General features: G+C 46.8%; 17 protein-coding genes. 9 read left to right on the top strand and 8 right to left on the bottom strand.

Annotated elements, in window-relative coordinates:
- Nucleotides 1-76 precede the first annotated feature (76 nt).
- Entirely contained in the window at nt 77-1,003 is a 927-nt protein-coding gene (locus DWX43_RS05095; RefSeq protein WP_118619213.1) for a cation diffusion facilitator family transporter, read from the top strand.
- 82 nt (nt 1,004-1,085) lie between these two features.
- Here the strand turns inward: DWX43_RS05095 and DWX43_RS05090 are convergent, their stop codons facing one another.
- Nucleotides 1,086-1,676, bottom strand: coding sequence for a hypothetical protein (locus tag DWX43_RS05090; protein WP_118619211.1), 591 nt, complete (start codon nt 1,674-1,676; stop codon nt 1,086-1,088).
- 106 nt (nt 1,677-1,782) lie between these two features.
- Nucleotides 1,783-2,367, bottom strand: coding sequence for a DUF4230 domain-containing protein (locus DWX43_RS05085; RefSeq protein ID WP_207657839.1), 585 nt, complete (start codon nt 2,365-2,367; stop codon nt 1,783-1,785).
- Between the two features lie 150 nt (nt 2,368-2,517).
- Here DWX43_RS05085 and DWX43_RS05080 point away from each other — a divergent pair, with 150 nt between their 5' ends.
- Nucleotides 2,518-3,099 (top strand): phosphatase PAP2 family protein, encoded by a 582-nt coding sequence (locus tag DWX43_RS05080; RefSeq protein WP_330405224.1) that lies wholly within the window; start codon nt 2,518-2,520, stop codon nt 3,097-3,099.
- Nucleotides 3,100-3,188: 89 nt separating this feature from the next.
- On the opposite strand, the gene DWX43_RS05075 is transcribed toward DWX43_RS05080, so the two are convergent.
- Both DWX43_RS05075 and DWX43_RS05070 read right to left on the bottom strand, forming a co-directional pair.
- Nucleotides 3,189-4,814, bottom strand: coding sequence for a CTP synthase (locus DWX43_RS05075; protein WP_118619209.1), 1,626 nt, complete (start codon nt 4,812-4,814; stop codon nt 3,189-3,191).
- A 692-nt stretch (nt 4,815-5,506) separates the two neighbouring features.
- Nucleotides 5,507-6,985 (bottom strand): DUF1846 domain-containing protein, encoded by a 1,479-nt coding sequence (locus tag DWX43_RS05070; RefSeq protein ID WP_109729538.1) that lies wholly within the window; start codon nt 6,983-6,985, stop codon nt 5,507-5,509.
- 142 nt (nt 6,986-7,127) lie between these two features.
- On the opposite strand from DWX43_RS05070, the gene ftsH reads away from it, so the two are divergent.
- From ftsH to DWX43_RS05050, 4 genes are all read left to right on the top strand, one after another.
- Nucleotides 7,128-9,167 carry an ATP-dependent zinc metalloprotease FtsH gene (gene ftsH / locus DWX43_RS05065; protein ID WP_118619208.1) on the top strand — a complete coding sequence of 680 codons (2,040 nt, stop codon included), beginning with the start codon at nt 7,128-7,130 and terminating at the stop codon, nt 9,165-9,167.
- Nucleotides 9,168-9,327: 160 nt separating this feature from the next.
- Nucleotides 9,328-11,184: an excinuclease ABC subunit UvrC gene (gene uvrC / locus DWX43_RS05060; RefSeq protein WP_109729536.1), complete on the top strand. Its 1,857-nt coding sequence runs from the start codon at nt 9,328-9,330 to the stop codon at nt 11,182-11,184.
- A 159-nt stretch (nt 11,185-11,343) separates the two neighbouring features.
- The gene (hprK, locus tag DWX43_RS05055) at nt 11,344-12,273 is read left to right on the top strand and encodes an HPr(Ser) kinase/phosphatase (RefSeq protein ID WP_118619206.1); all 930 of its coding nucleotides are present in this window, start codon (nt 11,344-11,346) and stop codon (nt 12,271-12,273) included.
- A 33-nt stretch (nt 12,274-12,306) separates the two neighbouring features.
- The gene (locus tag DWX43_RS05050; RefSeq protein ID WP_347559298.1) at nt 12,307-13,239 is read left to right on the top strand and encodes an ROK family glucokinase; all 933 of its coding nucleotides are present in this window, start codon (nt 12,307-12,309) and stop codon (nt 13,237-13,239) included.
- Nucleotides 13,240-13,373: 134 nt separating this feature from the next.
- On the opposite strand, the gene DWX43_RS05045 is transcribed toward DWX43_RS05050, so the two are convergent.
- Nucleotides 13,374-15,926: a transglycosylase domain-containing protein gene (locus DWX43_RS05045; RefSeq protein WP_118619204.1), complete on the bottom strand. Its 2,553-nt coding sequence runs from the start codon at nt 15,924-15,926 to the stop codon at nt 13,374-13,376.
- A gap of 190 nt (nt 15,927-16,116) precedes the next feature.
- On the opposite strand from DWX43_RS05045, the gene DWX43_RS05040 reads away from it, so the two are divergent.
- A complete protein-coding gene (locus tag DWX43_RS05040) occupies nt 16,117-16,770 on the top strand; it encodes a YigZ family protein (RefSeq protein ID WP_118619202.1) in 654 nt (217 codons plus the stop codon).
- 67 nt (nt 16,771-16,837) lie between these two features.
- Here DWX43_RS05040 and raiA read toward each other — a convergent pair whose 3' ends face one another.
- From raiA to typA, 3 genes are all read right to left on the bottom strand, one after another.
- Complete coding sequence (raiA, locus tag DWX43_RS05035) at nt 16,838-17,395, bottom strand: ribosome-associated translation inhibitor RaiA (RefSeq protein ID WP_109729531.1); 558 nt, start codon at nt 17,393-17,395, stop codon at nt 16,838-16,840.
- Nucleotides 17,396-17,479: 84 nt separating this feature from the next.
- The gene (locus DWX43_RS05030; protein WP_109729530.1) at nt 17,480-18,091 is read right to left on the bottom strand and encodes a transporter; all 612 of its coding nucleotides are present in this window, start codon (nt 18,089-18,091) and stop codon (nt 17,480-17,482) included.
- Nucleotides 18,092-18,166: 75 nt separating this feature from the next.
- Nucleotides 18,167-19,993 carry a translational GTPase TypA gene (typA, locus tag DWX43_RS05025; RefSeq protein ID WP_109729529.1) on the bottom strand — a complete coding sequence of 609 codons (1,827 nt, stop codon included), beginning with the start codon at nt 19,991-19,993 and terminating at the stop codon, nt 18,167-18,169.
- Between the two features lie 489 nt (nt 19,994-20,482).
- Here typA and DWX43_RS05020 point away from each other — a divergent pair, with 489 nt between their 5' ends.
- Nucleotides 20,483-21,112, top strand: coding sequence for a single-stranded DNA-binding protein (locus DWX43_RS05020; RefSeq protein WP_109729528.1), 630 nt, complete (start codon nt 20,483-20,485; stop codon nt 21,110-21,112).
- 108 nt (nt 21,113-21,220) lie between these two features.
- Nucleotides 21,221-22,111, top strand: a complete 891-nt coding sequence (dapA, locus tag DWX43_RS05015) for a 4-hydroxy-tetrahydrodipicolinate synthase (RefSeq protein WP_109729527.1) — start codon at nt 21,221-21,223, stop codon at nt 22,109-22,111.
- The last annotated feature ends 86 nt before the right edge of the window (nt 22,112-22,197 follow it).

Raw genomic sequence — 22,197 nt, 5'->3', positions numbered from 1 at the left:
ACCTCCGGACAGGATGTGCATTGAAGTGAACCAGATAATACTGTTCAGACAGCTAAATGAGAAGGAGGACATCATAATGGCACAAAACACAGAAAACATACAAACAGAGGGAACAAAGATTGCAATGCGCGTATCCAAGGTCAGTATTGGGGTGAATATAGCACTGTCGGCATTTAAACTGGCTGCCGGGCTGATTGCACATTCCGGGGCAATGCTGTCAGACGCGATACATTCGGCGTCGGATGTATTCAGTACGGTCATTGTCATGATAGGGGTTACAATCTCGGGGAAAAAGTCTGACAAGGAACATCCTTACGGCCATGAAAGAATGGAGTGTGTGGCATCGATCCTGCTGGCAGTTGTATTGTTTGCGACCGGTGCAGGAATAGGAATAAGCGGGATACAGAAGATAGCATCAGGTAATCTGGAATCGGCTTCGGTTCCGGGCCGGATGGCACTGATTGCAGCAGTCATATCCATTCTGGTTAAGGAGTGGATGTACTGGTATACTAGGGCGGCTGCTAAAAAAATAAATTCCGGGGCACTGATGGCTGACGCATGGCACCATCGTTCCGACGCGCTGTCTTCCATCGGGGCGTTTGCCGGAATATTCGGTGCGCGGCTTGGATTTCCTGTACTTGATCCGCTTGCAAGTGTTGTTATCTGTGTATTCATAGGAAAGGCGGCGTGGGACATTTTTCAGGATGCGATGAATAAGATGGTGGATAAGTCCTGTGATGACCGGACGATCCAGCAAATCCGCCAGGCGGTGTTGGAAAACAGGGGTGTGGAAAAGATTGATACTATCCGTACAAGAATGTTCGGGGCAAGGGCCTATGTGGATATTGAAATCGCCGCGGATGAGAACCTGACACTGCGCGAGGCGCACGGGATAGCAGAGGAAGTACATACCAGAGTGGAGGAACAATTTCCAGAGGTAAAACACTGCATGGTGCATGTAAATCCACTGACAAAAAAGGAAATACTGGAAATCGATGGGTAGGGGCTGTCAGCAGGGTTCTGCTGCGAAGTGTACGGCATAAGCCGGGTTCCTTCGCAGTAAAGTGAACTCTGCATTCAATCTTTTAAATAACCTGCACGTAAAAAGCCGTAGTCTGAGGGGGTATACTGGCTGTCTGCGCATTTGAGTGGACGATCCGGACCGTTTGCCCGGGGCGCAGATTAGAAAGTCTGACCGGGCTGCCTGCGCGGTTTCTTATAATGGTATTATCCGTGATGATAAATACTGTCTGCCTGTTTATGTCACCTGGAACGCCGGTTGTAATAGAACGGTTGCTGGTATCTACGCTGACGATCCTGCCGGTGGACGTGGTGCTTGAAGGACGGCTCCCGCTGCGTACCAACAGCAGAAAGGCATTCGACTGGGGCGGAATGCTTCTGGTTGTAATTGGCGAAAAGATAGCATCCACCCACATTCCCTTGTGAATATCACATAAACACATGGTTCTGCCCAGCGAGTTGAGAATCACAGTATTACGGTGCACGTTTAGCTGCAATAGATTGATAAAAGTAATTCCGTCCGGAGTTTTGGAGGAGTATGATATTGTTACAGATCCAGTTGTACGGGTCTGCAGGAAAACTTCTTCCACAAGTGCATTACTGGCCTGCATCATATTTCCAAACCGGATAATATTTCCGATGTTGTTCAGTGGCATGTTGTTACTCCTGTTTATGATGTCTCTTTATTATATGATAACGGGGGCAAAAGGTCATTCCATACATATCTGCATGTCATGGAATGATCTTTTACCCCCGGTGCATTTATTCCGCATAAGTAACGGTGAGTTCATATGAATTGGTATTGTCTTCAGTAATCGGCTGTATCAGCGTTTCGATGACGGCTGCGGCCTGTTCTCTGGCCTGTTCAAGAATGTCCGTCTGTCCCGCTTTCGCTTCGGCATCATTCTTTGCATATGCGATTGCCTTTGTCGTATCTTCTTTGTTTGTCCAGTTAAAGAGTGCAAACTTTTCATCGTAAAATTCGAGTGTATCGGAATCAATCGTAATATCCTGTATTTCAGGGGCCGGTATCCGGATACTGATACTTTTCCCGGAGACTTCGACAACAGCCTGTGATAAGTCAATGCCCGCTTTAATATGTGCATCATAGATCATAGAGAAACTCTTTTTGTTGATAAAATCGATCTCACCCTCCGAGTATTTAATGATGCCTCTGTAGTCCAGTCTGGCAGTAGTAAGTGAACTGCATTTGCTGAGACGCTCCTCGATGGAAACGGCGCTGACTGTAACTTTGGGCTCTTTATTCAGAAGCTTTGCCCCGAGAAACCCGACCGCAACCAGGGCGGCCGCAGCGATGATGATAATTAGTGAACGCATTTTTTTCATGTGTATCCCTCCGTCTTAATCTCTGTACAGGTATGGTGTACCTGTATATAGTATATCTTGTTTGGAAAAGATAGTCTATCATTTAAAATGCCCTGGTAATATGATATACTATAAAACATATTGACTAAAATGAAAGGTCCGGGTAAATGAATGATGAGTTATCTGTTACAGTTAGATGGTGATATTTTGCTTTTTATACAGCAGTATCTGCGGCATGACTGGATGACCCCTTTCTGGAAGTTTATTACATCTCTGGGGAATGCTGGATGGTTTTGGATTGTACTCTCTATTGTGCTGCTGCTGTTTAAAAGAACAAGGAAAATAGGGATTACGGCTATTATAGCATTAGCGATAGGCGCCCTGATAACGAATGTGGCGCTGAAAAACCTGGTTGCGAGGATACGGCCGTATGAGGTGGTGGACGGCCTGAGGCTCCTGATAGAAAGGCAGCGTGATTATTCGTTCCCGTCGGGGCATACTTGTGCTTCCTTTGCCGCAGCCCTTGTGTATTACAAAATGGCGCCGCGGAAATGGGGAATACCTGCGGTCATTCTGGCGTCCCTGATCGCATTTTCACGTCTTTATGTCGGGGTCCACTATCCGTCGGATGTGCTGGCCGGACTCCTGATCGGCATATTTGCAGCATGGGCAGCCCTGAAGCTGTCCGGTTATATCAGTCAGAAGCGGACCGCGGGGACAGAAGAGTGCGGGAAAGAGGGAAAAGAAGGATGATAATCCGGGATTCCGGTTGTTATAGAAAAACAAGCCCTGAAATGACAGCATAGCGCTGCCATCTCAGGGCTTGTTCTGTTATCAGGCCTCTATTCCAGCCTGCCGTTACGTTGACTCGAATATTTGAGTGCGGCTTCCACAAAGCCTTTAAAAAGAGGATGCGGCCTGTTGGGACGCGACTTCAGCTCGGGATGGGCCTGTGTCGCAAGGAACCACGGGTGATCCGGAATTTCTACCATCTCGATGATTCGCCCGTCAGGGGAAAGGCCGGAAAGCATCATGCCGTGTTCTTCCAGCGCTTCGCGGTAATCGTTATTTACTTCGTAGCGGTGGCGGTGGCGTTCCTTGATTTCCTCAGCTCCATACAGGCTGTAAGCCTTTGAATCTTTTTTCAGGACACAGGGATAAGAGCCAAGTCTGAGTGTGCCGCCGATATCTTCCACGCCAATCTGGTCCGGCATGATATGGATGACCGGATGCGTAGTGTCCGGTTTTAATTCCATACTGTGTGCATCATGATAACCGAGTACATCTCGGGCAAATTCGACGATGGAGAGCTGCATACCAAGACAGAGCCCGAGGAACGGGATGTTATTTGTACGTGCATATTTAATGGATTCTATTTTTCCTTCAATACCGCGGTCACCGAATCCTCCCGGCACTAAAATGCCGCTGACATCCTTGAAAATTTCATCTGTATTTTCAGCAGTAACGGTTTCCGAGTCAACCCATTTAATATTGACCGTAGTGTGACTGTAGATTCCACCGTGTTTCAGCGCCTCTACCACGCTGATATAGGCATCGTGGAGCTGGATATATTTTCCGACAAGGGCAATATTGATTTCCTGCGTCGGATTACGCAGGTTATCCACCATCTCGGTCCAGTCTTTTAGATCCGGTTTTGGACAGTCAAGGTGCAGGCACTCGCATACAACCTGTGCCAGATTCTCGCGTTCCATAGCGAGCGGAGCTTCATACAGGTATTCCACATCCAGATTCTGAAGGACGTGTTTTGACGGAATATTGCAGAAAAGAGAAATCTTGTCTTTCATGCCAGTATCCAGAGGAAATTCAGAACGGCATACAATAATATCCGGCTGGATTCCCATGCCCTGAAGTTCCTTGACACTTGCCTGGGTCGGTTTTGTTTTCATTTCCTGTGAAGCTTTTAAATAGGGAATTAGAGTGACGTGTATCAGAATCACGTTTTCGTGACCTTTTTCGTGCTGGAACTGCCGGATGGACTCTAAGAAAGGCTGGCTTTCGATATCGCCAACGGTCCCTCCAACTTCTATGATTGCGATTTCCGTGCCTAAAGCGGCAGGATTGCGGTAAAATCTGCTTTTGATCTCGTTTGTGATATGCGGGATAACCTGTACGGTCCCGCCACCGAAATCTCCGCGGCGTTCCTTCTGCAGAACCGACCAGTATATCTTACCGGTGGTCACATTGGAATTCTTCGTCAGGCTTTCGTCTATGAAACGTTCATAATGTCCCAAATCCAAGTCTGTTTCCGCGCCGTCGTCTGTTACGAATACTTCACCGTGCTGTACCGGGTTCATCGTTCCGGGGTCAATATTGATGTACGGGTCAAACTTCTGCATCGTTACCGTGTACCCCCGTGCCTTAAGCAGGCGCCCGAGAGATGCGGCAGTGATGCCCTTACCCAAACCTGAAACAACTCCTCCGGTCACAAATACATACTTTACTGCCATAAAATCCTCCTTTGTGTGAATCATTAAAAAAATACTTAAAGAGTATATACCAAAATCCAAAAAAAATACAGCTTTTTTTTACAAGAGGAGAAATTTGGAATGAGTTTGTGTGGGGGAAGGGGTCGCTTGAAATGAGGATGGGACAGAGGACTGCGCGGGTGCATATGCCAGTTTTTGAGGCTGGACGTTCCCCTAAGCAGGCCTAAATAAAAACCCGGCGTATGCTCGGAAACCCAAGGGACTCACTCCGTTTGCCGATGCAAACGCAGTTCGGCCCTTGTTGAAATTTGTTTTGGAGAACAAATTTCATTCCGAGTATACGCCGGTTTTTTATTAAGTCCCGCTAAGGGTCCCTTTACACCTCCTAAACTGGCATATGCACCCGCGCAGTCCTCTGTCCCATCCTCATTTCAAGCTAGGCGCATCCACCCACAAAAAACTCATACCCCGGTGGGTTTCTCGCCAATACGCAACTGGAGTTGGCTGCGAGGACATTTTTATGATTCGTATAGGGGAGGAATAAAGTTCTGTTTTGCCGATACCAATACGCTTCATTTGGCAATGAGCTTCCTGATTATATTTGTCACTGCTGACTGGATGAACGCAGCTAAGTAAGCGGACAGGCTTTGAACCGGCACCACACAGCCACACGGCGCCCTCCCCCGCCTCTTACTTAGCGTCCCTCATCCTATCTAGTGGTAAATATGATCAGTCTCATAAACTGCCTCGCAGGTGAGTTGTACGCCTAGTTTTTTGAATGTTTTGATATCTACGTCTGACAGCATGACGGAGGTATGTGCCTGGCAGCCGTCCAGTTTGGGGAGCTGTTCCAGTGCTTTTCTTGCGAGGCTGCTGTTGGCGGCGCTGGCGGAGAGGGCGATGAGCACCTCGTCGGTGTGGAGGCGAGGGTTCTTGCTCTTTAAGTAGTCTACCTTCAGCTTCTGGATAGGCTCAATGGATTCCGGAGAGATGACATGCAGTTCGTGGTCAATCCCGGCCAGTTCTTTGATGACATTCAGCAGGAGAGCTGCGGAAGCTCCGAGCAGGTTCGTTGTCTTTCCGGTTATGAGCCTGCCGTCGTCCAGTTCGAGGGCAGCAGCAGGGCCCTGTGTCTCTTCGGAGCGTTCACGGGCCTTTTCCACGACCTTCCTGTCCTGTACGGTCACGTTGGCCTGATTCATGAGAATCTCGATCTTCTGGGCCTCTTCCTCTGAGCTTGTACCCTGTACAAGGGAGTTCAGGGAGGCAAAATATCTGCGGACAATCTCCTGACGGGATGCTTCGCGGCAGGCTTCATCGTTGCAGATACAGTTGCCGGCCATGTTGACACCCATGTCTGTCGGAGACTTGTACGGGCTTTTCCCGTAAATTTTTTCAAAAATGGTATTTAATACCGGAAAAATCTCCACGTCGCGGTTATAATTTACCGTTGTCTTGCCATATGCTTCTAAGTGGAACGGATCGATCATATTGATATCATTCAAATCGGCCGTGGCAGCTTCATATGCCAGATTAACCGGATGCTTAAGCGGCAGGTTCCAGATGGGAAATGTTTCAAATTTGGCATAGCCTGCATGAATTCCGCGTTTATGTTCATGATATAACTGTGAAAGGCATGTGGCCATTTTTCCGCTCCCAGGTCCCGGGGCTGTGACGATAACCAGTGGGCGGGACGTTTCGATATATTCATTCTTACCGTATCCGTCATCACTTACAATCAGTGGGATATTTGACGGATAGCCGGCGATATTATAATGGATGTAGACACGGATGCCGAGATTCTCAAGGCGGTTTTTGAAAAGCTGAGCGCTTTCCTGGCCGGAGTACTGGGTAATGACAACACTTCCTACATACAGGCCGTTGTCCCCAAAGGAATCCATCAGGCGCAGAACGTCTGAATCGTATGTAATACCCAGATCACCGCGGACTTTATTTTTCTCAATATCACGAGCACTGATGACGATGACGATCTCGGCCTGGTCGCTGAGCTGCTTCAAAAGCCTTAATTTGCTGTCCGGTGCAAAGCCCGGCAGGACTCTGGCTGCATGGTAATCGTCGAATAACTTTCCCCCGAATTCAAGATACAGCTTGTTATCAAACTGGTTTATCCTTTCGCGGATATGTTCTGACTGCATGGTTAAATATTTTTCATTATCGAATCCTATTTTCATTTTCTCTTTCCTCACTCATGACATATTTCGTAACCAGTATACTATAAAATGCCCCGTGTTTACAATATTTTCATAATCTTTTTATTGATTTATGGGGAGCCTGTACTTATAATGGGGATAGTGGATTTTAGGAGGCTTAAGAATGGATAATCAGAATAACAGAAATAACAAAGATCCTAAAAACAATCGCCAGGGCTGGGGAATCATCCTCGTGACAACGCTGTTGACTGTTTTTATAGTAATGGGACTGGTTTCAATGATGCAGGATAAGAATCCTGAGGAGATCAGCTATGATAAATTCCTGAAGATGGTGGATGACGGTGAAGTTGAAAAAGTTACGATTGATTCAACGAAGCTGTACATCACGCTGAAGGATGATGCCAGGAAAAAGGAAGGTACAAAGACGGCATCTGATATTGTCAGCCAGCTGGAGGATAAGAAAGAGGATCAGGAAAAGGCACCGGATTACTATACCGGCGCAGTAAGGGATGATACACTGTCCGAACGGCTTTACAAAGCCGGGGTAGAGTATGAGCAGAACATACCGGATACGGCATCCTCCATGATATTTGAGATATTTATTACAGTGATACTTCCGATACTTCTGCTCGTAATTCTGTTTAATTTCCTCATGAAGCGTATGTCAAAGGGCGGCGGCATGATGGGAATCGGCAAGAGCAATGCAAAGGTATACGTGGAGAAGGAGACCGGGGTCACATTCCAGGATGTGGCAGGCCAGGATGAGGCGAAGGAGTCTCTTCAGGAGGTTGTTGATTTTCTGCATAACCCGGGAAAATACACCGGAATCGGTGCTAAGCTTCCGAAGGGAGCCCTGCTCGTGGGCCCTCCGGGTACAGGTAAGACCCTGTTGGCAAAGGCTGTTGCAGGAGAAGCAAAGGTGCCGTTCTTTTCCTTGTCCGGTTCGGCGTTTGTAGAGATGTATGTCGGCGTCGGGGCATCCCGTGTGCGTGACCTGTTCAAGCAGGCACAGCAGATGGCGCCATGTATCGTATTTATTGATGAGATTGATGCGATCGGTAAGACACGTGATACCGCAATGGGCGGGAATGATGAACGTGAACAGACCCTGAACCAGCTGCTGGCTGAGATGGATGGATTTGACACGAATAAGGGCCTTCTGCTTCTGGCGGCAACGAACCGTCCGGAGGTACTGGATCCGGCGCTTTTAAGGCCGGGACGTTTTGACAGGCGTATTATCGTGGATAAGCCGGATTTGAAGGGACGTGTGGATGTCCTGAAGGTACATTCCAAGGATGTTAAGATGGATGAGACAGTCGATCTGGAGGCAATTGCACTGGCTACCTCAGGTGCAGTAGGTTCAGATCTTGCCAATATGATCAATGAGGCTGCGATTAATGCAGTCAAGAATGGCAGACAGGTTGTCAGCCAGAAGGATTTATTTGAAGCAGTGGAAGTTGTGCTGGTCGGTAAAGAGAAGAAAGACCGCATCATGAGCGAGGAGGAACGCAAGATCGTATCCTACCATGAGGTCGGCCATGCGCTCGTCAGCGCGCTCCAGAAGGATGCAGAGCCTGTACAGAAGATCACGATCGTCCCGAGAACGATGGGGGCTCTTGGATATGTCATGCAGACACCGGAAGAGGAGAAGTTCCTGAACACGAAGAAGGAACTGGAGGCTATGCTGGTCGGTGCACTTGCAGGACGTGCTGCGGAGGAGATTGTATTTGACACCGTTACTACAGGGGCATCCAATGATATCGAGCAGGCAACAAAGATTGCCAGAGCCATGATCACCCAGTATGGAATGTCTGAGAAGTTCGGCCTTATTGGTCTGGAATCAATCCAGAACCGTTATCTTGACGGCCGTCCAGTTATGAACTGCGGTGAAGCGACAGCGGCCGAGATAGATGGCGAAGTCATGACTATGCTGAAGAATGCATATGAGGAGGCAAAGCGCCTCTTAAGCGAGAACAGAGAAGCACTCGATAAGATTTCCGCATTCCTCATTGAGAAGGAGACGATCACCGGAAAAGAATTCATGAGAATCTTCCGTGAAGTGAAAGGGATCGAGGAGCCGGAAGAGGGAAGTGAGCCGAAAAAAGATGTCCGTGTTACAATGAAGCCGGCGGAAGAAGGCGGCCAAAAAGGTTTAGAGGCACATGTGAACGAGGATTATCCTGCAGATCACAGCCAGGAATAAAGAAGGAATACAGGAAAAGCCGGGAGACGCTAAGCGTAGTCCGGCTTTTCAGTTTGTGCGTTATGTACGCGCATGTAAACCGTAATATTTTTTTCTTTAGCGCTTCCTTTTCTCGTAAAAATCCTTCACAAATACCCGAACAGGCATTATAATATAGGTCATGGAAAATAATAATTTTGATATACAGGAAGAATTGAAAAAGCTCCCGGGCAAGCCAGGAGTTTATATTATGCATGACGAGAAGGACAATATCATATATGTGGGCAAGGCCATCAGCCTGAAGAACCGGGTACGGCAGTATTTCCAGAGCAGCAGGAATAAGGGGGTTAAGATCGAGCAGATGGTTACGCATATACGGAGGTTTGAGTATATCGTGACAGATTCGGAACTGGAGGCGCTTGTTCTGGAGTGTAACCTGATTAAGGAGCACAGGCCGAAGTATAACACCATGCTGATGGATGACAAGGCCTATCCTTTCATTAAGGTCACGACAAATGAGCCGTTCCCGAGGGTCATGCTTGCAAGAAAGATGCTCAAGGATAAGGCCCGGTATTTCGGCCCGTATACGAGTGCACAGGCGGTGCGCGATACGATCGACCTGCTCCACAAGCTGTACCATATACGCAGCTGTAACAGGAGCCTGCCGAAGGATATCGGGAAGGAACGTCCGTGCCTGAATTACCATATTAAGCAGTGTGACGCTCCCTGCCAGGGGTATATTTCCAAGGAAGAGTATGCAAAAGCGGTTCAAGAGGTAATCCGCTTCCTGAACGGGAATTTTGACGTAATCTTAAAGGAACTGCAGGAAAAGATGGATGCCGCTTCTGAGGCACTTGAGTTCGAGAAGGCGATTGAATACCGGGAATTGCTGAACAGTGTGAAGAAGGTCGCACAGAAGCAGAAGATAACAGACAGCAGCGGCGAGGATCGTGACGTGCTGGCGGTGGCTTCAGAGGAAGAGGATGCTGTGGTGCAGGTCTTCTTTATCCGCGGCGGAAGGCTGATCGGGCGGGACCATTTTTACCTGCGCATTTCAAAGGACGAGCCGCACAGTGAGGTGTTGGACAGCTTTATTAAGCAGTATTATGCGGGAACACCGTTTATCCCGGGTGAGCTGATGCTTCCGGAAGAACTGGAAGACATGCACCTGCTGGAAGAATGGCTGGGTACAAAACGGGGCGGGAAAGTAAGCATCAGGGTCCCTAAAAAAGGAACAAAAGAAAAGCTGGTGGAACTGGCTGCCAATAATGCTTCGCTCGTTTTGAATAAGGATAAAGAGCGCTTAAAGAGGGAAGAGGGCAGGACGATCGGTGCGGTCAGGGAAATCGCAAAAATGCTTGATCTGGACGGCGTCAGCCGCATGGAGGCATATGATATTTCGAATACAAATGGATTTGAGTCCGTTGGTTCGATGGTCGTATATGAGCGCGGGAAACCAAAGCGTAATGATTACAGAAAGTTTAAGATCAAAGGGATCCAGGGCGCGGATGACTACGGAAGTATGAGGGAAGTCCTGACAAGACGTTTCACACATGGCCTCAGGGAGCGTGAGGAGAGTAAAGAACTCGGCGGTTTCACTTCATTCCCGGACCTGATCCTCATGGATGGCGGAAAAGGACAGGTGAATGTCGCACTGGAAGTTCTGGATGAACTGCGTCTCAATATTCCTGTCTGCGGCATGGTAAAGGATGATTTCCACAGGACGAGGGGGCTTTACTACCACAATGAGGAGATTGCGATCGACAAATCCTCCGAGGCCTTCCGGCTGATTACAAGGATTCAGGACGAGGCCCACCGCTTTGCCATAGAGTACCACAGGCAGCTTCGGTCAAAGGGACAGGTACATTCAATTCTGGATGATATAGACGGCATCGGGCCAGCCAGAAGAAAGGCACTCATGCGCCATTATCTGAGCCTGGATGCGATCAAGGCTGCAACGGTGGAAGAACTGTCGGCCGTTCCGTCCATGAATGAAAAATCGGCGGAGGCAGTGTATAAGTTTTTTCACGGAGAATAAGGCGGTCTGATATGGTATAATGCCCGCACTTGGCGAGGTATTTCCGAGCCTAGTAAGACATACACCTAAATACTTAACGAGGTATTTCACGAGTTTAGTATTTATGGTATAATGGATAAAGAATTTGTGTTGAAAGTGATAATGATAAAGGAGATTATTATGGGACAAGGAGTAAAGTTAAGCGAAATTGTTGAAAAGATGGATTTAAAGAATCTGACTCCTGATGTTGAACTGATCGGACGTGAGGTGAATGTGCCGGATATTAACAGACCTGCACTTCAGCTGACTGGGTTTTTTGATCATTTTGACTCGGACAGGGTACAGATGATTGGATATGTGGAGTATGCATATCTTGAGACTTTGAGTGAGGAAAGAAAGCACCAGATATATGATGAGCTTTTGAGCCATCAGGTCCCCTGTATTGTTTTCAGCAGAGATATGGAGCCTGACCCGGAACTGCTTATCAAGGCCGTAGAGCATCAGGTGCCGATTTTTACAACATCGAAATCTACCTCCTCATTTATGGGTGAGATCATCCGCTGGCTGAATGTGAAGCTGGCTCCGTGCATTTCCATACACGGGGTACTGGTGGATGTTTATGGTGTTGGTGTTCTGATTATGGGCGAGAGCGGGATTGGTAAGAGTGAGGCGGCCCTTGAACTGATTAAGAGAGGACACCGTCTTGTTACGGACGATGTTGTAGAGATCAGAAAAGTAAGCGATGATACATTAGTGGGAGCTGCGCCAGATATTACGAGACATTTTATAGAGCTTCGGGGCATTGGCATTGTTGACGTAAAGTCGATGTTCGGTGTGCAGAGCGTCAGAGAGACACAGAATATCGATCTGGTTATTACTCTGGAAGACTGGAACCGGGACAAGGAATATGACAGACTGGGGCTGGAAGAGAATTATACAGAGTTTCTGGGCAACCGTGTTGTCTGCCACAGCATTCCGATCCGTCCGGGACGTAATCTTGCGATTATCGTAGAATCAGCGGCTGTCAACCACAGACAGAAACAGATGGGATATAATGCTGCACAGGAATTATATAAGCGTGTGCAGGAGAATCTGGCAAAGAACAGATAGGTTTAACGAACATAAAAGGCAGATAGGAGAAGAATCATGAAGTATTGTTTTGGCGTTGATATCGGAGGAACTACAGTAAAACTGGGTCTGTTTGAGGAAACAGGGGAGATTCTTGACAAATGGGAGATCAAGACCCACACGGAAGAGGAAGGAAAGGCGATCCTGCCGGATATCGCACAAACCATCCTTGCAAAGCTTGAGGAGAAGCAGATTCACAAAGAAGATGTGCTTGGGGCAGGAGTCGGAGTACCTGCACCAGTGACAGAAGACGGAATTGTCAATGGCAGTGCTAATCTTGGATGGAACTATAAAGAAGTGAAAAAAGAGATGGAAGAATTGACCGGACTGCGTGCAGAGATCAATAATGATGCGAATGTAGCCGCTCTGGGTGAGATGTGGAAAGGCGGCGGGGCAGGCCAGAAGAATATGATCATGGTTACCCTTGGCACCGGAGTTGGCGGCGGCGTGATCATTGCAGGCAGAGTCGTGACAGGGGCGCATGGAGCCGGCGGAGAGATCGGCCACATCTGTGTGAATTATGACGAGACGGAAGTGTGCGGATGTGGAAAACGCGGTTGTCTGGAGCAGTATACATCTGCGACAGGGATTGTTCGTCTGGCTAAAAGAAAGCTTGAGAATGAGACCCGTGATACGATGCTTGTAAGGGACACTGTGACAGCGAAGGACGTGTTTGATGCGGTAAAAGCCGGAGATCTCGTTGCCGCCGAGGTGGCAGAGGAATTCGGTATTTATCTTGGCCGTGCACTCGCAAATCTTGCAGCGGTCACGGATCCTGCTGTATTTGTAATCGGTGGAGGAGTGTCCAAAGCGGGAGAAGTTCTGATCCCTTATATTGAGAAGCCTTATATGGAGTCTGCACTATTTGCAAATAAAGAAGTGAAATTTACACTGGCAACACTGGGAAATGATGCAGGGATATGTGGGGCAGCCAAGCTTGTACTGTAAAGTCGTTTAGATCTATTCACAAGTGTTTATGAATTATAAAACAGCAGAGAAGATAAGGAATTGCTCTTATCGTCTCTGCTGTTTTGCTTGTACAGGCAGGTTCTTAACCTGCCTGTATTCATTTCTAAAGCCGATCAGGCCGGAGGAGTGGTCTCTCCGCCGCCTCCATCAGTACCCGGATCAGGTGTCGGAACCTCTCCACCGCCTTCGTCTGGGTTCTCGGTACCGCCTCCATTGTCAGGATTTTCGGTATTGCCACCGTCATCAGGATTCTCGGTGTTATCCTTCTTGTCATCATCCTTCTTCTCATCGTCTTTCTTTTCGTCTTCCTTCTTCGGAACATAATGTCCGGGACAGCTCTGCGTCGGTGCAGTTCCCTTTGCAAAATATTCTGTCAGCGGGGGACAGGTAGAAGTTGCAAGCAGGCCGGTCTGTGTGCAGATTGTTTTCTGTTCTACGGAAGTCGGCATTGTAAATGCTTTATAAGGAAGGTCTGCATGGACACGGTCCATGATGTTCTTCCAGAGGACTTCATGCCATGCCTGGTCCATATTGTCCATCGGCTTGTTGGAATCATACCCGCCCCATACACTGCATGTATAATAAGGAGTATATGCGGAGAGCCAGAGGTCGGTACTGTTCTCTGTCGTACCTGTCTTACCTGCCGCAGCCATGTTGTTCAGTCTGGCAGCCGTTCCGGTTCCCTTGTTTATAACATCTTCCATTGCGCTTGTAAGGAGGGCGGCAGTGGAATCTTTAATCACCTGGTGTGTAGCCGGTTCGGTATTGTCCAGAAGGACATTGCCGTCATGGTCTAAAACCTTTGTGTACAGAATTGGTTCTGTGTATACACCGCCGTTTGCAATTGCTGCATAGGCAGCTGTCATTTCCAGATTATAGACACCCTGTGTGATACCACCCAAAGCAGTAGCCTGTGCCACATCTGTATATTCAGGAAAGTCGCCGTCAAAGTTAACAAGTGTTGTGAATCCGAAGTTTATGAGTGAATCATATCCGGTCTGTGTACCGATATCTGTCAGTGTCTTGACTGCGCATACATTCATGGAATGCTCAATAGCGTAACGGACACGTGTCATGCCGATATATTTCTTGTCCCAGTTTTCCACATACTGTGTGCTGTTCTCATACTGGAACGGCGCGTCATCGTCGATTGTTGATGCCAGAGTATATCCGGCAGAATCAAGTGCGGGCGCATAAGTGGAAAGTATTTTGAAACAGGAACCCGGCTGTCTCGGGGAGTCTGTTGCACGGTTCAGGGAAAGGCTTGTCTTCTTCTCGCCGCGTCCTCCGACAATGGCCTTGACCTTGCCTGTATACTGGTCCATTACAACGACAGATGTCTGCGGCTGAGGTGTGATATCGATATTTTCCGCTATCGTATCCTGTTCCGTAATGCCGAGAGTGCTCTTGTACTCTGCGATCGCCTGATTGGCTGCATCTTCCGATGAGAATACAAGTGGGTACTGGTCGCCGCGTGTATCTTTAATATACTTAGCCAGCATCTCTTTGCTGTAATTGTCGGACGTGCCGTCAGGATGTGTCACGGTCAATGCATATTCGAGACCATACTCCACGTTATATGGATAATTGTTCGGATTCGCTACCTCTTCGTCACAGATCTGCTGGATATTCAGGTCCTGTGTTGCCGTGATGGTGAGTCCGCCGCTGTACAGTGCATTGTATGCCTGCGTCTCTGTATACTGCTTCCGGTTAATCAGATCTTTTATGATCTGTTGGGAGAGCCTGTCTATGAAATAAGAGTTCGGCTTGTCCTCCGGTGTTGCAGCCACGGTCTGCTGGATTCTTTCATAAACGTTGTCTGCCTTGGCTTCCTCATACTCAGCCTGTGTAATATAGTTCTGATCCAGCATGTTTTTCAAAACCTTGTTCCGTCTCTTTTCATTTGCCTCCGGATGCAGGACCGGGTCATAGTCGGACGGGCTCTGCGTGATGCCGGCGATGACAGCACTTTCGGAAAGTGACAGGTCTGAGACGTCCTTGCCAAAATAGCGCTGTGCGGCTGTCTGTACCCCGAGACAGTTCTGGCCGAGGTTGATCGTATTCATATAAGCCTCGACAATCTCTTCCTTACTCATCTGCTTTTCAATCTCTACTGCCAGATACTGCTCCTGAAGTTTACGCTTCAGCCTGTCATAGAATGTCTTTTCCTCAGTAAACTCAGGAAACACGTTATTCTTAATCAATTGCTGTGTCAGGGTACTTGCACCCTCTGAGAAGTTACCTCCGGAAGTAAGTCCGACAACACCGGCCCTTAGGATTCCCTGAAGGTCAATTCCGTTATGCTTATAAAAACGCTCGTCCTCAATGGCAACAAATGCATGAGTCAGGTTGACAGGTATCTCATCATAGTTTTTGTAAACCCTGTTAGAACCTTTTTGTACAAAGGAGTCCAGAAACTTTCCGTCCTCTGTATAAGCAAAGGATGTCTCATCGGACGGCTTGACATTTGCAGGAGTAACCTTAGGGGCGTCGTCGACAATCTTCTTAACAAACAGGCCAACCCCGCCGGCCCCGATAACTGCAATAAGTAGTATACAGATAAGGAGAGCCTTAAAAAAGCGGACCCCGACCCGCTTCTTTTTCATGTTCTTTTTTGATGAAATATTCTTCTTTCTCTTATCGAGATTCTCTTTTCCGTAATTCATGAATAATATCCTCCTTTATTCATTCCACTCATTATATCAAATTTACTTCTCTAAATAAAGAAAAAACGGTAAAAGTTCATATTTCTAAAAAAATCTTAATAATTTCTTGTGGTTTTCTACTGATTTGTTATATCCTATATTCATAAGCATAACTATTTTGCGGAAAAATCATTGACAGAGGTAGAAAACTATGGATTATCAAACAGTATATCAGGGCGCCGGCGCGGAAATTGTCGAAAAAAAGTCCCGTTTCATATCCAGTATATTTCCTGTTTCTTCGGAAGAAGAAGCAATGGAGTATCTGGAAAAGATAAAAAAGCAGTATTGGGATGCCAGACACCACTGCTGGGCCTATGTAATCCGGGCGGACAGGACACTGGAACGCTTAAGCGACGACGGAGAACCGGGCGGCACGGCTGGCAAGCCTATTTTAGACGTTATAAAGGGTGCAAAGCTTGAAAATGTGCTGATTATCGTTACACGCTATTTCGGAGGCACCCTGCTTGGCACAGGAGGACTTGTCAGGGCATATACGTCCGCATCCCGTGAAGGCCTTGCCCATAGTACGATTATAACCAGAATTTACGGTTTTAAACTGAAAATACAGACCGATTATACAGGGCTTGGCAAAATCCAGTATATACTCGGACAGGCAGGCCTGCATATTACAGACACGGCCTACACAGATTCTGTAGAGCTGACGGTACTGGTTCCGGAAAAGGAAGAGAAAATGGTGGCTGCAAAAATCACAGAAGGGACAAATGGAAAAAGCATTATCCGGAGAGAAGGAACCTGCTGGTTTGCAGAAATAGATAACGAAATCAAGGTCTGGGAACAGGAATAAAAAAGAAAACAAGAATAAAGAAGGTACCCGGCTGCAGCCGGATACCTTCGCGTTCTTATCAATTCATTTAATCGAATTCTGGCTCGATCAATCCAAAAGAGCCGTCTTTTCTCTTATAAACTACGTTTACTTCATCAGTCTCTGCATTGCAGAATACGAAGAAAGAATGTCCAACCAGATCCATCTGGATACATGCATCTTCCGGATACATTGGTTTGATTCCGAAACGCTTGGTCCTTACGATACGGATATCGTCGTCTGCCTGTCCTTCGTCATCAGATTCGAAGAACTCCTTCTTGAAGTTGCTTCCGCTGGATGCTGCCGTCGGGTGCCCCTGGCTCTTTGCGACCAGTTTATTTTTATACTTGCGAAGCTGACGTTCAATGACTTCCTCAACAAGGTCGATGGATACATACATATCGGTGCTTGTCTGTTCGGAACGGATAATATTTCCCTTTACCGGGATGGTTACTTCAATTTTCTGCCTTTCTTTCTCCACGCTGAGTGTTACGATGATTTCTGTTTCAGGAGTGAAATACCTTTCGAGTTTTCCTAACTTTTCTTCGATAGTGTTCTTCAAGCCTGGTGTTACGTCGATGTTCTTTCCACTAATAATAAAATTCATGTGCTCAACTCCTTTTGTTCATATTATACAGACGAATTATAATATCCCGCCTGTATTATGTAAATATTATAGCATGGAAAAACTTTATTGTATAGAACGAATCACTTCAATTCTGGTAATTTTTCCATCTGTGATTTTGGCAATGCGGAGTCCGAATTTCTGGAAATAGATACATGCGCCGACACCTGCTTCTACTTCATCGGCTTTCATTTTCTTCATCATTACCTCCAGAAGAGTCTCATCGTCCTCATATGGGATGTTTGCATGGATGAGGCGGTTTACATGGCGGACCTTCTGGCTGGACCGGAAGATAATTCGCTCAGATTCATCGAAGGCTACGAATAAAAATTTCCTTGTTGCAAATAAAATTGCAATAGCGATGACACCGAGGAGGCTGTTGATAGGGGAGGAGTGGTCGATTATGACCTGCCTCGCAATGGCAAACAGCAGTACTTCGAAAACGGTCATCGGCGTATGGAGATATAACATACGGATCATCTCCACGCCGATGATCAGGTTAAAACATGTTGTCAATAGATCATCATAATTTGGATAAGCATTCAGGTCTGTCAGATTGCCGAAAGACATGATGAGCTGCACGGTCATGATAATAATACCGGCGGCCAGCAGTGCGGCAATGATTAATTCCAAGGCAGTTGTCAAGCTTTTTAGAAACGCATTTGCATATTTTTTCATGTGTTCTTCTCCTATTGGACTGTCTTATTTGAACCTGTGGTCTATCAAATTGTAACTGTTCAGAATCGTGGCTGACTATTTTAAATTACTTCTTTTACGCATTCTTGCATCCAGAATTTTCTTGCGGATACGCAGTGACTTCGGGGTAACTTCCAGAAGTTCGTCTGTATCGATGAAATCCAGTGCCTCTTCGAGACTTAAAATGCGCGGTGTGGAAAGCTTCAGTGCATCATCTGCACCGGAAGAACGGGTATTCGTCAGATGCTTTGTCTTGCAGACATTGAGCTCGATGTCTTCGGCCTTTCCATTCTGTCCGATAACCATACCGGCATATACCTTTTCCCCGGCTCCGATGAATAATGTTCCGCGTTCCTGGGCGCCGTATAATCCGTAAGTGACAGATTCACCTGTCTCGAATGAAATCAGTGAGCCCTGCTTTCTATACTGGATATCACCTTTATATGGAGCAAATCCGTCGAAGCTTGTGTTGAGGATTCCGTTGCCCTTCGTATCTGTCATGAACTCGCCGCGGTATCCGATCAGCCCTCTGGACGGGATTGAAAACTCGAGTCTTGTATAGCCGCCGTTGGATGTTCCCATGTTCTGGAGTTCCCCTTTACGCTGGCTGAGTTTGTCGATGACAGTACCGGTGAATTCATCCGGAACATCTACATACGCAATCTCCATAGGTTCCAGTTTCTTGCCGTTTTCGTCTGTCTTATAGAGGACCTCGGCCTTGCTGACTGCAAATTCATAACCTTCACGCCTCATATTTTCAACGAGAACAGAAAGGTGGAGCTCACCGCGCCCGGAAACCTTAAAGCTGTCGGCGCTGTCTGTCTCCTCCACACGGAGGCTGACATCGGTGTTGAGTTCACGGAACAGTCTGTCACGCAGATGGCGGGAAGTCACGAACTTTCCTTCCTGTCCTGCAAACGGGCTGTCATTTACAACAAACTGCATCGAAATCGTCGGCTCGGAAATCTTCTGGAACGGGATAGCAGTCGGGTTTTCCGGTGAGCACAGTGTGTCCCCGATTGAAATAGAAGAGATACCGGAGATTGCAACGATAGAACCGATGGAAGCTTCCTTGACTTCTACTTTATTCAGCCCGTCAAACTCATATAACTTGCTGATCTTAACTTTCTGCTGCTTGTCAGGATCATGGTGATTCAGAAGCACCATTTCCTGATTCACGGCAATCCTGCCGTTATCTACTTTACCGACTCCGATACGTCCGACATACTCATTGTAGTCAATGGTACTGATCAGAACCTGGGTCGGGGCCTCCGGGTCACCTTCCGGCGCCGGGATATAATCCAGGATTGTTTCAAATAAAGGCTGCATGTCCCTCTCATCATCCGTCAGGTCGAGTACGGCGATACCTGATTTTGCAGAGGCATATACGAACGGGCAGTCTAACTGGTCGTCGGAAGCCTCCAGATCCATGAACAGCTCGAGCACTTCGTCAATGACTTCATCCGGCCTTGCTTCCGGACGGTCAATCTTATTGATACATACGATAACCGGCAGGTCCAGCTCCAATGCTTTCCTCAGGACGAACTTAGTCTGTGGCATGGCGCCTTCAAAGGCATCGACAACGAGGATAACCCCGTTCACCATCTTCAGAACACGTTCTACTTCACCACCGAAATCGGCATGTCCCGGTGTATCGATGATATTGATCTTTGTACCTTTATAATATACGGCAGTATTTTTAGAAAGGATCGTAATACCTCTTTCCCTCTCGATATCATTGGAGTCCATGACACGTTCTGCCACTTCCTGATTCTCACGGAATACACCGCTTTGTTTCAAAAGTTCATCGACCAGTGTGGTTTTGCCGTGGTCAACATGGGCGATAATCGCAATATTTCTAACATCTTCACGCTTTGTTTTCATAATTTCAACACTCTTTCTACTATAATATGTGGTTACAACTTTTTTATTCTATCACAAAACTTTCCATATGGGAAGGGGATATGTCAGACTTCGGAGGCGGCACGGCTTAAAAAGTATTCCCAGGATTCCTGGATTTATATAAAAACTTCCCGACAAAATCTTACAGTAATATAAAGGAATCGCCACTTTTCGAAGTGTTTAAAACAATAAAAAAACCAGAAAAAAAGTATCAGATTCATTCCCTTTATCCGGTCTTTTTAATCTGCATAAAAGCCTTGCAGAAGTGAAAAAGCAAACAGGTCATGCCTGCCTTTAAAAGCTGCTCTTTGTGGAGGGCATTTTCACTCGCAAACCCGCTGTACCGCTGTACCGCGCTATCATATTTTGTCGAACGAATTAGGTGGGAATTTTAGTCTAATGCCTATATCATGTTCATAGACTTAGTATTGACTCAAAAATACCACTCAGAGGAAGGGAGTACTAAAAATTATGTCAGATAAGATTATTGAAAACAATCAGGTAACAATCATGGGAGAGGTGGCATCTAAGTTTACATACAGCCACGAGGTTTTTGGAGAAGGATTCTATATGGTAGATGTGCTGGTAAAGAGGCTCAGCAATTCCGATGACCGGATCCCCCTTATGATATCAGAGAGACTGATTGATGTGACTCAGGATTACACAGGGGAATTCATCATGGTTTCCGGACAGTTCCGTTCTTACAACCGTCATGAAGAGCAGAAGAACAGGCTTGTTTTATCTGTTTTTGTACGTGAGGTTGAATTTATTGATGAGGAGTTGGACGGGGCAAAAACGAACCATATCCTTCTGGAAGGCTATATCTGTAAGAGACCCGTTTACCGCAAAACGCCGCTTGGAAGAGAAATCGCAGATCTTTTGCTGGCAGTGAACAGGCCCTATGGAAAGTCCGATTATATCCCATGCATCTGCTGGGGGAGAAATGCCCGCTATGCATCCGGATTTGAGGTAGGTGAACATGTACAGATCCTTGGAAGAATCCAGAGCCGGGAATATGTAAAAAAATTATCCGAGACAGAAACGCAGACACGGATTGCTTATGAGGTTTCTGTGAGCAAGCTGGAGTGTATGGAAGAATAAGTAAAATGTATGTTCTGGAAATCCTCTTTGCACATTCTGTACGTTGACATTAGGTGCATTTAATGTTAAACTTTGGAAAGATAAGTGTTTAAGATTAGGAGGATGTATATGTCAATTTTTAAAGGAGCCGGAGTGGCGATCATCACACCATTTCACGAGGATGGAAGCGTTAACTACGATAAGCTTGATGAACTGATTGATTTTCACTGCGAGAACGGCACAGACAGTATTGTCATTTGTGGCACGACAGGTGAATCTTCTACGTTAACAGAAGAAGAACATATGGAATGTATTAAGTTTACAATAGAGCGCACAAAGAAGCGTATTCCGGTAATTGCCGGAACAGGTTCCAACTGTACGCGCACAGCAATTGAGATGTCAAAAGATGCAGCTAAAGCAGGTGCGGACGGACTGCTCCTTGTGACTCCTTATTATAATAAAGCAACTCAGGCAGGCCTGGTGGCACATTATAAGGCGATTGCGGCTGAGGCGAAGGCTCCGATTATCTTATACAGTGTTAAGAGCAGGACCGGGATGAACATCGAACCGGCTACTGTGGCACAGCTGGTAAGCGAAGTTGACAATATCGTCGGTATCAAGGAAGCTTCCGGGGATATCGGACAGATTGCAAAGATTATGCAGATGACAGACGGTAACATTGACCTGTACTCAGGCAATGATGACCAGATTGTGCCACTGCTTTCCCTTGGTGGAAAAGGTGTAATCTCTGTATTATCTAATGTCGCACCTCAGGAGACACATGATATCTGTGAGATGTTCTTCAAAGGGGATATTGAGGGAAGCCGGGCTTTACAGTTGAAAGCATTGCCGCTCATCAACCAGCTGTTCAGCGAAGTGAATCCGATTCCGGTTAAAAAGGCTGCGAACCTGATGGGAATGGAAGTCGGAGGTGTGAGAATGCCTCTCACAGAAATGACAGAAGCCAATGCAGCAAAACTTGCAAAAGCAATGGCTGATTTCGGACTGAAGCTTGCTTAATTAAAGGAAATTTATGTTTGTTAAAGGGATATCATAAGTTGAGTAAAGTACTCAAATGTGGTATCCTTTTTTATATCAGAAGCAAT

Source organism: Clostridium sp. AF19-22AC (assembly GCF_003479085.1).
Lineage (GTDB): Bacteria > Bacillota > Clostridia > Lachnospirales > Lachnospiraceae > Faecalicatena_A > Faecalicatena_A orotica.
The sequence above is the reverse complement of the archived record's forward strand: the minus strand, read 5'-3'. Positions and strand labels throughout refer to the sequence as shown.